Origin of the sequence: Ewingella sp. AOP8-B2-18 (assembly GCF_052376015.1) — a bacterium.
GTDB lineage: Bacteria > Pseudomonadota > Gammaproteobacteria > Enterobacterales > Enterobacteriaceae > Ewingella > Ewingella allii.
On the sequence record NZ_JBQSVB010000004.1, the window covers coordinates 1 to 13,020 of the forward strand.

Here is a 13,020-nt window from a genome sequence, read left to right on the forward strand (position 1 = left end):
TGGACGGGAAAACGCTGGGCTTATCTGGCTGTTGTACTCGATTTGTTTTCCCGTAAACCGGTTGGCTGGGCGATGTCATTTTTCCCTGATTCAGCACTGACAGGTAAAGCCCTGTCGATGGCGTGGGAAGCACGGGGAAAGCCGGCTAATTTACTGTATCACTCGGATCAAGGAAGTCACTATACCAGCAGGTATTTCAGGCAGTTACTGTGGAGATATCAGATAAAGCAAAGCCTGAGTCGCCGGGGAAATTGCTGGGATAACAGCCCAATGGAACGGTTATTCAGAAGCCTGAAAACAGAGTGGGTGCCTGATAATGGATACGTAAATTTTAGCGAAGCCAGCATGGCGATAACAAATTACATCACAGGATATTACAGCCAGATCAGACCTCATCAATATAATGGAGGTCTGACGCCGAATGAATCAGAACGATTGTTCTGGAAAAACTCTAAAGCCGTGGCCAGTTTTTGTTGACCACTACAGATCAACAAGGCCGTTAACTCTGGCCACAAGGTGATTGTGGCATGTCCGAGCATGTTTTACGGTCAGGCGCAGTCAGGTGGCGGGGGGCAGGACACGCGACGAGCAGATCAGGGAAAGTATCACCGAACAGGAATTCGGCGTATGTGTGCTGATAAAGGAGTTAAATTCATTGAGATAAACCAGATTATTGGGCCGGTTTTCAGTGATTTCATAACCAACGCAGCACTTAGCAATAAAGACTCAACAGTTGGAGATAATATTCATCCAACAGCAAACACGAACTATCTGATGGCTAGAGCTTTCTACAATGCACTCCGAGGCGTGTATTCGCCATTGGCTACTATGAATATGCGACCCAAGCCAATGCAGGGAGCGGCTGGTGCATCAGTAACTCTAGGAACAGGCACCGACACGCCGACCTGGTCAAGAGATTCAGACGGAAATATTCAGCTTTCAGGGCTACTTAACTGGACTGGAGGGGTAGCTCCGGCTAACGGAACTGTGTTCTATACACTCCAACCCAGCGCAAGACCAGTAAAGTCGCTAAGGCTTGTGGGGGAATTTGTAGAATTATTGTTGATACTGGCGGGGCTATTTCTGTATTCGGAATGACAGGCGGGGCATGGCTTGCTCTTGATAGCATAGCGTTTAAGGGCATTGTGTGAAATTAAAAAGGCCACCATTGCGTGGCCTTTATTTTAAATTAAACCCTTTGAAAGGTTTATATATATGTCAGGAATGAGATATGTAAGTAGTATCACAGAAGCTATAGCAATAAAAACTCTGATCTTAAAATCAATTCGACTAAGCAAAAAACCTATTGGTATAAGGTTGACAATTAATGACATGTTTAGTGCCCGCGGTGGGAAATATGGAGACATAAACATAATTAAAGCCATTGAAAAGGATATTATCACTGGAATAGTGACATATTTTAAATAATCAACCTTGCTGATGTTTGATTTAGTCATCATGCTTATGGCTATAAGAATGGCGATTACTACCAATGAGTATGAAACTGGAAAGCTAGTATCAGGGAGTCGCTCAAATAGGTGCAGCTTGAGATGACCGAAGAAGTTCATTTCTCTCCAACTAGCGAAATCAGGGGCTGTCATTCTAGCCTGATTTCCCGGAGCAAGTATTAGTACTGCAGCACCAATGCAGAAGGCAACAAACATACTAGATAATCGGTAGAAATAATGCCTTTCTTTAAACCATGCATAAAGTACTGCTAGTGCACTAAATCCAACAAGCGTCGCACTAGAGCTTTCATTGGTACACCCTGCTATCAGCGAAAGAATTAAAGCGAAAATAATATTGTCTTTTTTTCCTTCAAATACTCTGTAGGAAAGCAGGATATATCCAAGACACAACATAGAAGTCCAAAGATAGTTTGCTGATCCAACAATCCAAAAAGTAGTTTGCCCAAGAGCCGGATTTAGAACGATATATGCAACAAACGTAGATGCTAGAGCCGAAGAGCTAATTGACTTAACATCATTTTTATACACCAAAGACGCTAGCCATATAATAGCAACAACCGGAATCGCATTCACAAAAGACATTAAGTTTCTATCTGGTGCCTGCAGGATTGCTGAACTGATAAAATCAGCTACAACTCGACCGCTCCATCCAAGGTAATGGTTGAATTTTACCGCAAGGTTTAGACCAAGTTTTTGATACGTGAAGTCATCAGAAAGAAGTGGCATAACTAAATTGCACGAAAGTGCAACTAGATATATCACTAATAATACTATGATGTTCCTGTCTTTATTGTTTATCACTATTTAATCCCTTCTTTAAAACAAATCTCGGACGTTCCTTTGTTTCTATATAAATCCTGCCTATGTATTCACCTAGCACACCAATCCCAATCAACTGCACCCCACCCAAAAACAAAATAGACACAATTATAGAAGGGTATCCACGAACTGCATTGCCCCAAACTAATGTATCTATAACCATCCACGCACCATAAATAAACGAAATGGCTGAAATAAAAAGGCCAATGTACGTCCATACTCTAAGTGGGAATGTCGAGAAAGAAGTGATACCCTCAAGTGCCAGATTCCAAAGTTTCCACCCATTGAACTTTGTTGTGCCAGCGACTCGCTCAGCCCTTGCATATTCGACAATCTCTACATTTCCACCAACCCAACTAAGAACTCCTTTCATGAACAGGTTTCTTTCCGGTAGCTGCTTTATGTTATCTACTGTGCCACGTGACATAAGCCTAAAATCGCCGACGTTCTCCTCGATCTTTGGGTTGCTTATTTTATTGTGCAACTTATAGAACATCTCAGCTGATTTTCGCTTAAGATGACCATCACTTGTTCGATCTATTCTTTTCGCCAGAACGACATCAGCACCGTTATTCCATCTATCAATCATCTGAGGAATAACTTCTATAGGGTCCTGCAAGTCAACGTCAATGGGGATTACCGCATCCCCTGTCGCATATTCAAGTCCAGCAAAAAGTGCAGGTTCTTTACCAAAATTACGGGTAAAGCTTATAGACTTAACAAGAGGATCGGAAATCGAAATTGCATTGATAATAGATTCCGTCGCGTCCTTGCTTCCATCATTGATGAAGATTATCTCAACCTCATGTTGCTTAACCCCTTCAAACTCTCTTACTGATTTGTAAAAAATGGGTATAGCGTCCTCTTCATTGAAGACAGGAACTACCAGAGAAATTTTCATTTATCTTCCCTAAAGACAACGTATTTTGAATAAATAAAACCTAAAACCAGGCTAACAACTGAAAACTCTATAAGCGTTATAATTGGCTCAATATGATAATAATCAGAAATCTTGCCCACAAGAATGCTCAAAACGCCCATGAAAGACACAAAAAGAAGGTAGCGTGTTGGTTTAGGCTTGGCATTGAAAGTAAAACTAGCATTGGCAAAGAATGAGAAGGTGACAGCAGTTGCAAACGCAATAAAGTTAGCCGCGGCCTGATTAACCGAAAAAAGATAAACAGCAATTGAGAAAGCAGCCCAGTGTATTGCGGTGTTTATAACGCCAACAGTTAGGTATTTAGTGAATAGATTAAACATATGAAAAATTTCGAAGATTTTGTGTTTGGCAGAGTTTAACACCTAACTCCATGTAGATCATTACTTGATCATTTTAAAAAAACAAATGCTGTATATATAAACAGTATTTTGGAGGACATTATGGGTGAAAAAGTAGATCACTACATCATTGTCTATCGCGGGGAGTATGAGCCATACATCGCTCCGGGCCAGTATGTCTTCTTTCAGCGAGAAAAGTGCTATGGAGGCGGCTACTGGTTCGGCGAGGTTATGGTTGGATTCTACAAGTTCGCGCTTGAGTATCCCGTATCATTGAGCCAAGGGATTCAGTATTGGCTTTCAATTCAGAGCGCTGCCGAGGGGAGGGATGTGTTTGATGATAGCCTGGATGATTTCAAGCTGGTGAGTGAGTGATAGGTATGGGGGCATATACGGGGCAAAAAATTACCGCAAACCGGCGTTACTACGTCAATCGTAGGTGCCATGTTTACGGTAATACTCTGATTTAACCTTGATTCAACCTTACTTCATGACACTTCGTTAATTCGCCGCCGCCTATTATGAATAAGCCTAGCTGGGCGAAGTAAGAACCATATTTTCCAGCCTCAAAGCCATTATGCAAAACCCGCCCATAAAGCGGGTTTTCTGTTTATCAAACTAAACATTCTTAATAGCAGATACCACCTTTATGGTGAGAACCCGTGCCATCGTGCGGGTGCGTGCCTTTAGGACATGCCATTGCTGAAGCTGAAGTAAGAGGATTCAAAGGGGAGGGAAACCCAAAAAGAAAAGGCCCCGAGTGTTCGAAAACAGCTCAGGGCCCTACCAATCATTGCTACATGAAGTGGACGGCGATTATGTCTAAAGCTAATCAATTAGTAAACAACTAAAACGCTGAGTGATAGGTGTTTTTTTTGTAGGTATCGTTAAAATAATGCTTGCTCAAGAAATCGGCGATTGGCGCTTTTTCTGGCAGAATTTTGTGAAAAAGCGGTGATCCGCGTTTGATACATTGCCTTCGCTCTCCTCGCTGCTATGATTCGACTATCAATTTTTTGTATATCAATTGGTTCGTCAATTCAGGAAAACCAAAATGAATAAAACCTTTATCGCATTGGCCGTGCTGATGCTCGCCGGTTGTGCGAAAAATCCCTACCAGGCAGCGCCGCAGGTGATTCAATCCGATGTGATCACCCAGACTGACCCGAGACTCAAAGCAGAAGTTGATCCGCAAGCGGACAAGGGCAAAACGCGGGTGAGACTGCACCGTGCCGACCAGTGGACGCTGGTGCCTTTCGAGAGAACCTGTCCGCTGTACGTGCGCGTGGACAATAAAGTGGTAGCGGCTTTGCAGTTTAACGAATACGTCGACCTTAACCTGATCAACGGCAAAAGAGATGTGAAGGTGAGCCTGGCTTGTACTCTGACCGGTCGTTCGGCTGAAGCCGTGATTCAGGCTGATGGTACTCCGCAGGAGTATGAAACTGACAGCGGCTGGTACGGCCAACTGCGTTTGTGGCGCACCAAGTAAACTTTCGCGTCATATCGCATGCAATAAAAAAGGCGCCTTAGGCGCCTTTTTCGTTAATGCAGAATGGGGTTATTAGCGAGTGAACAGGTCACGGCGTTTTGGTTTAACGAACTGCGCGATTAATACCAGCAGAGCGATAACCATAAACACGCTGAACACCACCACTAACCACTGTGGCATACCCAGCGTCAGGAATTCCCACTGTTTCTCTGCACAGTCGCCGGTAGCAACGAACACGGACGGCAACCATTTGTCGAGAGGCAACCAGCTTGGGAAGCGGGCGGCGAAGTCACAGGTGGCGAACGGAGAAGGATGAAGCTGAATCATGGTGTGTTCCCATGACAGGCGGATCCCTTCGTAGGCGCTGTAAATCCAAATCAAAATACCGGCATAGCGCAACCAGGTCGAAGGTGCGATAGCACCAACAATTCCGGCACCCAATACGCCAAACAGTGCGCAACGCTCATAAATACACATTACGCAAGGTTGTAATAACATGACGTGTTGGAAATAAAGAGCAACCAGTTCTAACACCAGCGCAGTTAACGCTAACAGCAGCCATGCACCGCGCCCTTGGGAGCAGCGGTTTAGATATTGCAACATAGTTTTGTTTCCATGCAGTAAGCAACTGCCAAGCAGTGTAAACGAATTCACATTTGCTGCCAGCCTGCCGAATTAAAATTCATGTAAAAAATAGCAGTAAAAACACACACTTTTTCATTCTGTCAGAGTGTTTACATTTCACAGAATGCCTGAACATTTTTACCGCCGATATCTTTTCTTTATCCCCGCACGCTTAAGGCAGAATTTCTTTGATATTAGGCAGAGTTATCCAATGCATATCGATAAACCACTGGGTTAAATCCGGTAACAGATATTGCACACAAAGCCAGCCGACCAGGGTCATCACCACAGTATAAGGCAGTGCCATCCACACCATCCGCCCGTAAGACAGGCGAATCAGCGGGGCTAAAGCTGACGTGAGCAGGAACAGGAAGGCGGCCTGACCGTTGGGTGTCGCCACCGACGGCAAATTGGTGCCGGTATTAATGGCGACCGCCAGCAGTTGGAACTGCTCCAGTGAGATGACGCCATTCTCCAACGCCGTTTTGGCTTCATTGATATAGACCGTGCCGACAAACACGTTATCGGACACCGATGAGAGCAGGCCGTTAAATAGATAGAACAGCGACAGCTGGTTGGCTGGCTCGGCGCGTAACACAAAGTGGATGATCGGGCTAAAGAGATGCTGCTCGATGATCACCGCCACCACCGCGAAAAAGACCGTCAGCAAGGCGGTGAAGGGCAGCGCATCCTGAAAAGCTTTGCCGATGGCATGTTCATCGGTCACGCCGCACAGGGCGGTCGCGAAGATAATCACCGACAGGCCAATCAGGCCCACTTCCGCCAGATGAAAGGCCAGGGCGATAATCAGCCAGACGCCAATCACCGCCTGTACCGCGAGTTTAATCCGCTCCTGCTTATCCCTTTTGGCGGCGTTTTGCAGATCGTACTTTTTCAGAATATCAAACACGTTGGCGGGAAGGGCCGCGCCATAGCCAAACACCTTGAAGCGCTCCACCATAAAACAGACCAGCAGCCCGCAGAAGAACACCGGGACCGACACCGGCGAGACGCGCAGGGCGAAGTCGGCGAACTGCCAGCCCGCCGATTTAGCAATAATCAGGTTTTGCGGCTCGCCAACCATGGTCATCACGCCGCCCAGCGCGGTGCCGACGCCCGCGTGCATCATCAGGCTGCGCAAGAAGGCGCGGAACTGTTCCAGCGTCTGCTGATGCTGCTGGGAGTCAGTGAAGCCAGTGTCATCGTTGACATCTGCCTGATCCCCGGCGTTGGAGGCGACGCGGTGGTAAATAGAGTAGAACCCGACTGAGACGCTGATCACCACCGCCACCACGGTTAAGGCGTCGAGGAAGGCGGAGAGAAAGGCCGCCGCCAGGCAGAAGGAGAGAGAAAGGGCGGTTTTGCTGCGAATGTTGAGCAGCAGCTTGGTGAACACGAAGAGCAGCAACTGCTTCATAAAGTAGATGCCTGCGACCATAAAGATCAGCAGCAAAATTACTTCCAGATTGGAAAATACCTGCTCTTTAATTCTCTCCGCACTGGTCATGCCGATCATCACGGCTTCAATCGCCAGCAGGCCGCCGGGCTGTAATGGGTAGCACTTTAACGCCATGCCAAGCGTGAAAATAAACTCAACGACTAACAGCCAGCCGGCAAGAAAAGGACTCACCAGAAAATAAATAATAGGGTTAAGAATTAGGAAGCCAATAATGGTTAATTTATACCAATCGGGGGACTGGCCGAGGAAGTTTTTGACGAACGCGCGTCGAAAAGTCATGTCCATGGTAAGGACGTCTCCATTTTTGTAATGCAGCAAAATCAACTGACTAGGCTAGGTAATTCCACTCAGCAATGCGAGTCAAATTGCATAAATAAGGTGATTACTGCTTAAATATCGGAAAATTTTGACGGCCTATGCACAGTTTCACTATAAGTTCGGAAAGGCCGCTATAACATGCCATTTACGTCTGGTATGATGAGCAGAATTATATCGCCAATAAAAGTCCTAAACGGAATGTAAACACCATGGTTATTAAGGCGCAGAGTCCTGCCGGTTTCGCCGAAGAGTACATTATAGAAAGTATCTGGAACAGCCGCTTCCCGCCGGGATCAATTCTTCCCGCCGAACGCGAACTTTCAGAGTTAATTGGCGTGACGCGCACCACATTGCGTGAGGTTTTACAACGGCTTGCGCGTGACGGCTGGCTGACCATTCAGCACGGCAAACCGACCAAAGTGAATAACTTCTGGGAAACGTCAGGGCTGAATATCCTAGAAACGCTAGCCCGTTTGGACCACGCCAGCGTCCCGCAGTTGATTGATAACCTGTTGTCGGTTCGCACCAACATTGCGACGATTTTTATCCGCCGCGCGATGCGCAAAAACCCGGAAGAGACTCAGCAAGTTCTGGCTAAGGCGCATGAAGTTTCTGACAATGCTGAAGCCTTTATGGAGCTGGATTACGGCATTTTCCGTGGTTTGGCTTTCGCTTCCGGCAACCCGATTTATGGTTTGATTATTAATGGTTTACGCGGTTTATACACCCGAGTTGGCCGTTATTACTTCTCCAACTCTGAAGCCCGTAAACTGGCGATTGCCTTTTATCAGCGCCTGTCGCGCATTTGCGAAGAGAAGAGCTACGATCAGGTGGTTGACTGCGTGCGCGAATATGGCCGCCAAAGTGGTGAAATTTGGCACAGCATGCAAAGCACCATGCCGGGCGATTTGACCGACAAGAAACGCTAATCTCGCTGTAGACAGCAGTTAGTCGCAGTAAAAGAAAAGGGCGCCTAGGCGCCCTTTTTGCTGGCTGAGAGCCAGTGGTGGATGAGATGAACCGTTAAAGCGGCGCTGGCCTTGGCGGGCAGCGTTCAAGAAGCTCGACGCTGCCGTCCTCATTTAACTGCTCCATAAACACGTCAAAGCCCCATAGGCGATGAATGTGCTTCATCACTTCGCGACGGCTTTTATCCAGCGGGGCGCGATCCTGCGGAATATAGCGCAGGGTCAGCGAGCGGTCGCCGCGCAAATCCACGTTCCACACTTGAATATTCGGCTCATGATGGCTCAGGTTATACTGCGCTGATAACTCCTCGCGTATCGCCCGATATCCCTCTTCATTGTGAATAGCGGCGATTTCCAGATAATTATTTCGGTCATCGTCGAGCACGGTAAACAGCTTGAAGTCGCGCATCACTTTTGGCGACAAGAACTGGCTAATAAAGCTTTCGTCTTTAAAATCGCGCATCGCAAAATGCAGCGTGTCGAGCCAGTCTGAACCGGCGATGTCCGGGAACCAATACCTGTCCTCTTCCGTTGGCGACTGACAGATTCGCTTGAGGTCCTGGAACATGGCGAAGCCCAGCGCGTAAGGGTTTATGCCGCTGTAGTACGGGCTATTATACGGCGGCTGGAACACCACGTTGGTGTGGCTGTGCAGGAATTCCAGAATGAATTTGTCCGACACTTTACCTTCGTCATACAGATGATTGAGGATGGTGTAGTGCCAGAAGGTCGCCCAGCCCTCGTTCATCACCTGAGTCTGTTTCTGCGGATAGAAATATTGGCTGATTTTACGCACGATGCGCAGGATCTCGCGCTGCCACGGTTCGAGTAGCGGGGCATTTTTCTCCATGAAATAGAGAATGTTTTCCTGCGGCTCGGAAGGGAAACGGCGGGCCTGCTCGGGCGCGTCCACGCTGTCTTTACGCGGCAGCGTCTTCCACAGCGAGTTAACCTGACTTTGCAGGTAAGCCTCGCGACTTTCCTGACGCGCTTTCTCTTCTTGCAGTGAGATTTTCTGTGGGCGCTTGTAGCGATCGACGCCGTAATTCATCAACGCGTGGCAAGAGTCGAGCAGGCGCTCAACTTCCTCTACGCCGTAACGCTCCTCGCACTGGCTGATGTAACGGCGTGCAAACAGCAGGTAATCGACAATTGAGCTGGCGTCGGTCCAGCTGCGGAACAGGTAGTTATTTTTGAAGAACGAGTTGTGCCCATAGCAGGCATGCGCCATCACCAGCGCTTGCATGGTCATGGTGTTCTCTTCCATCAAATAGGCGATACAAGGGTTGGAGTTGATGACGATTTCGTAAGCCAGACCCTGCTGCCCCTGCTTATAGCGCTGCTCGGTTTCGATAAATTTCTTACCAAACGACCAGTGTGTATAGTTGATAGGCATGCCAATGCTTGAATACGCATCCATCATTTGTTCGGAGGTGATGACTTCAATTTGATGCGGATAAGTATCAAGTCGGTAAGACTTCGCGACCCGGTCAATCTCTTCGAGATAGGTCTGCAATAGATCAAACGTCCAGTCCGGTCCATCGCTCAGACGCTGGTCTGCCATTTTAAAATCTTGGGTCTTTGTCGTCATAAGCCGCACCCTCATTCAGTTACGGACGCAACAGAGTGTTTGATTCAGAACTGTTTATTACGAAATTTGTGCGCCCATAGATAATCGTAGCTCAATCTGTTGGTTATGCAGATAGCGCTGGTTTAATAAGCATGAATTATTGCTATCAAGCCGACAGCTTCATCAAACGCTTATGGCATAAAACAGTCAATCGCTACGATGAATTCAGACAATATTTCCCATAACTCAATCTTTAGAGGATTGTTCTGCAAAATTGCCTTTTGTTTGGTTTTAAATAACAAAAAGAATCTCGGGTTAACTGCTCGTGCTGAAAGTGATGGTTTATCGCGACTGCCGCAATATGCCGCTGCTTTGAACAGCATAGGGCGCGGGGTTGGGGGATATTGTTATTTTTATGTGACTGTTGAAAAATAGAGGTAGATACAGGATAAATAATTGTGAAATCCATCGCGGTTTTCGCCGCAGGTGTTGGCAATTGGCCGCTGTCAGGTTAGTTTCCGTCTCACAGAATATTATGCTTTATATTGCCTTTGATTGGAGTCGAGTATGCGCGTGGTTATTTTGGGCAGTGGAGTGGTTGGTGTTGCCAGTGCCTGGTATTTGGCAAAGGCCGGACATCAGGTGACGGTCATTGACAGACAAGCCGGACCGGCGGAAGAGACTAGCGCGGGGAATGCCGGGCAAATCTCTCCCGGTTATGCTGCCCCTTGGGCTGCGCCAGGCGTGCCATTAAAGGCGATTAAGTGGATGTTCCAGCGCCACGCGCCGCTGGCGATCCGCCTCGACGGCAGTAGCTTCCAGCTGAAATGGATGTGGCAGATGCTGCGTAACTGCAACATGGACCACTACCAGACCAATAAAAGCCGCATGGTAAGACTGGCAGAGTATAGCCGTGACTGCCTGAAAGCACTGCGCGAAGAGACCGGTATTCAGTACGAAGGCCGTCAGGGCGGGACATTACAGCTGTTCCGCACCGCCCAGCAGTTCGAAAGTGCGTCGAAAGACATTGCCGTGCTGGAAGAGGCGGGCGTGCCTTACCAACTGCTGGAATCCAGCCAGCTGGCGACGGTTGAACCTGCTTTGGCTCAGGTGGCGCATAAGCTTACCGGCGGCCTGCGCTTGCCGAATGATGAAACCGGTGACTGCCAGCTGTTTACTCGTCAACTGGCTGAAATGGCGCGTCAGGCGGGCGTAGTATTTGAATTTAACCGCAGCGTCGACAAGCTGCTGGTGGAAAATGGTCAGGTCACTGGCGTGCAGTGCGGCGCGGAAGTGGTCAAAGGCGACGCCTATGTAGTGGCTTTCGGCTCCTACTCGACGGCCCTGTTGCAAGATTTAGTCTCGATCCCGGTCTATCCGTTGAAGGGCTACTCGCTGACTATTCCAATCACTGACCCGGCCTCCGCGCCATTCTCCACCGTGCTGGATGAAACCTACAAAATCGCTATCACCCGTTTTGACGACCGTATTCGCGTCGGCGGCATGGCGGAAATCGTCGGCTTCAACACCCAGCTGGCGAAGGCTCGCCGCGAAACGCTGGAGATGGTGGTGCGCGACCTCTACCCGAACGGCGGCAACGTCGAGCAAGCTTCCTTCTGGACCGGCCTGCGCCCAATGACCCCAGACGGCACGCCGATCGTCGGTAAAACGCGCCTGAAAAATCTCTACCTGAATACCGGCCACGGTACGCTCGGGTGGACCATGGCCTGTGGCTCCGGCCAGCTGCTGTCGGACATTATCACCGGCGTGACCCCGGCTATTCCGGCCGACGATTTAGCCGTAGAGCGTTACAGCCCGGACTTCGCCGCGACGCATCCAAACATTCATAAAATGCATCCTATCGGCTAATAGCCCATTCAATGTTGAGCCGGTCAGCAGGCGTTATTGGAAGACCGGCTCATTGATTCGCCTCTGGAGACTGTATGCCACGTCCGATTTCCGCTACGTTGTCACTTTCTGCGTTATCCAATAATTTGCAGGTTATCCGCCGTTTCGCGCCACGCAGTAAAGTCTGGTCGGTGGTCAAAGCCAATGCTTATGGCCACGGCGTTGAGCATGTACTGAAAGGCCTATCGGCCACTGACGGCTTTGGTTTGCTCGATTTTAAAGAAGCCGTTTTGCTGCGCGAGTCGGGCTGGCAGGGGCCGATTCTGCTGCTGGAAGGCTTCTTCTCACCGGCCGATCTCGAGGCGATTGACCAATATTGCCTGACCACCGCTGTGCACAGCGACTGGCAGATTGACGCCATCAAGCGGGCCAAGCCTGGCGCGCCAATCAATGTTTATTTGAAGATTAACAGCGGCATGAACCGACTGGGCTTCATGCCGGAAAAGGTTGAGGCCGCGTGGCACGCGCTGAAGGCTTTGCCGCAGGTCGGCGAAATTACCCTGATGAGCCACTTTGCTCACGCCGACGGCCCGGAAGGCGTCGAGGGGCAGATGACACAGATCCTTGCCGCCGGGGAGAACATCTCAGGCCCAAGATCGCTGGCTAACTCGGCGGCGACGCTGTGGTACCCCGAAACCCATTATGACTGGGTCCGTCCGGGCATTATTCTCTACGGCGCGTCGCCGAGTGGCAAATGGCGGGATATCGCCGACAGCGGGCTGAAACCGGTGATGACCCTGAGCACCGAAATTATCGCCACCCAGCAGTTGCGGGCGGGCGACCGCGTGGGCTACAGCGGCCGCTATCGCGCGGCGAGCGAGCAGCGCATTGGCATCATCGCCTGTGGCTATGCCGACGGTTATCCGCGCCACGCGCCGAGCGGCACGCCGGTATGGGTGGATGGGGTGATGACGCAAACCGTTGGCACAGTGTCGATGGATATGATTATGGTCGACCTAACGCCATGCCCGCATGCCGCCATAGGGTCGAAGGTGGAGCTGTGGGGAGCCAACCTGCCGGTTGACGATGTGGCGACCGTGGCCGGAACCCTGGGCTATGAGCTGTTGTCAGCCTTAGCGCCAAGAGTCCCGGTCAGGTTAGTTGACTGAATCGAG

The 13,020-nt window shown here is 49.2% G+C and carries 13 protein-coding genes; 7 read left to right on the forward strand and 6 right to left on the reverse strand.

Features of this window, described 5'->3' with window-relative positions:
* Both ACT3RR_RS09815 and ACT3RR_RS09820 read left to right on the forward strand, forming a co-directional pair.
* A partial coding sequence (locus ACT3RR_RS09815) for an IS3 family transposase (RefSeq protein WP_496200203.1) occupies positions 1 to 477 on the forward strand: 477 nt, incomplete at its 5' end.
* A 150-nt stretch (positions 478 to 627) separates the two neighbouring features.
* Positions 628 to 1,098 carry a hypothetical protein gene (locus tag ACT3RR_RS09820; RefSeq protein WP_496200204.1) on the forward strand — a complete coding sequence of 157 codons (471 nt, stop codon included), beginning with the start codon at positions 628 to 630 and terminating at the stop codon, positions 1,096 to 1,098.
* Positions 1,099 to 1,184: 86 nt separating this feature from the next.
* Here the strand turns inward: ACT3RR_RS09820 and ACT3RR_RS09825 are convergent, their stop codons facing one another.
* The 3 genes from ACT3RR_RS09825 to ACT3RR_RS09835 are packed head-to-tail and all read right to left on the reverse strand — an operon-like array spanning position 1,185 to position 3,548.
* Positions 1,185 to 2,270, reverse strand: a complete 1,086-nt coding sequence (locus ACT3RR_RS09825) for a DUF6056 family protein (RefSeq protein ID WP_496200205.1) — start codon at positions 2,268 to 2,270, stop codon at positions 1,185 to 1,187.
* On the reverse strand, positions 2,257 to 3,189 hold the full coding sequence (locus ACT3RR_RS09830; protein WP_496200206.1) for a glycosyltransferase family 2 protein: 933 nt from the start codon (positions 3,187 to 3,189) through the stop codon (positions 2,257 to 2,259). Before ACT3RR_RS09830 ends, ACT3RR_RS09825 begins: the two co-directional genes overlap by 14 nt.
* Positions 3,186 to 3,548 (reverse strand): GtrA family protein, encoded by a 363-nt coding sequence (locus tag ACT3RR_RS09835; protein WP_496200360.1) that lies wholly within the window; start codon positions 3,546 to 3,548, stop codon positions 3,186 to 3,188. Before ACT3RR_RS09835 ends, ACT3RR_RS09830 begins: the two co-directional genes overlap by 4 nt.
* 120 nt (positions 3,549 to 3,668) lie before the next feature.
* Between ACT3RR_RS09835 and ACT3RR_RS09840 the strand changes: the two genes are divergently transcribed.
* Complete coding sequence (locus ACT3RR_RS09840) at positions 3,669 to 3,941, forward strand: hypothetical protein (RefSeq protein WP_496200207.1); 273 nt, start codon at positions 3,669 to 3,671, stop codon at positions 3,939 to 3,941.
* A 679-nt stretch (positions 3,942 to 4,620) separates the two neighbouring features.
* Positions 4,621 to 5,058, forward strand: coding sequence for a hypothetical protein (locus ACT3RR_RS09845; protein ID WP_353502146.1), 438 nt, complete (start codon positions 4,621 to 4,623; stop codon positions 5,056 to 5,058).
* A gap of 72 nt (positions 5,059 to 5,130) precedes the next feature.
* On the opposite strand, the gene dsbB is transcribed toward ACT3RR_RS09845, so the two are convergent.
* Together dsbB and nhaB are read right to left on the reverse strand one after the other, a co-directional pair.
* Positions 5,131 to 5,661 carry a disulfide bond formation protein DsbB gene (gene dsbB / locus ACT3RR_RS09850; RefSeq protein ID WP_034790680.1) on the reverse strand — a complete coding sequence of 177 codons (531 nt, stop codon included), beginning with the start codon at positions 5,659 to 5,661 and terminating at the stop codon, positions 5,131 to 5,133.
* Between the two features lie 193 nt (positions 5,662 to 5,854).
* Positions 5,855 to 7,426, reverse strand: a complete 1,572-nt coding sequence (gene nhaB / locus ACT3RR_RS09855) for a sodium/proton antiporter NhaB (RefSeq protein ID WP_496200208.1) — start codon at positions 7,424 to 7,426, stop codon at positions 5,855 to 5,857.
* 242 nt (positions 7,427 to 7,668) lie between these two features.
* Here nhaB and fadR point away from each other — a divergent pair, with 242 nt between their 5' ends.
* Positions 7,669 to 8,388: a fatty acid metabolism transcriptional regulator FadR gene (gene fadR, locus ACT3RR_RS09860; RefSeq protein WP_353502144.1), complete on the forward strand. Its 720-nt coding sequence runs from the start codon at positions 7,669 to 7,671 to the stop codon at positions 8,386 to 8,388.
* A gap of 94 nt (positions 8,389 to 8,482) precedes the next feature.
* Here fadR and ACT3RR_RS09865 read toward each other — a convergent pair whose 3' ends face one another.
* Entirely contained in the window at positions 8,483 to 10,018 is a 1,536-nt protein-coding gene (locus tag ACT3RR_RS09865; RefSeq protein ID WP_353502143.1) for a SpoVR family protein, read from the reverse strand.
* Between the two features lie 546 nt (positions 10,019 to 10,564).
* Here ACT3RR_RS09865 and ACT3RR_RS09870 point away from each other — a divergent pair.
* Entirely contained in the window at positions 10,565 to 11,866 is a 1,302-nt protein-coding gene (locus ACT3RR_RS09870; protein ID WP_353502142.1) for a D-amino acid dehydrogenase, read from the forward strand.
* 74 nt (positions 11,867 to 11,940) lie between these two features.
* On the forward strand, positions 11,941 to 13,014 hold the full coding sequence (gene dadX, locus ACT3RR_RS09875) for a catabolic alanine racemase DadX (RefSeq protein WP_496200209.1): 1,074 nt from the start codon (positions 11,941 to 11,943) through the stop codon (positions 13,012 to 13,014).
* The last annotated feature ends 6 nt before the right edge of the window (positions 13,015 to 13,020 follow it).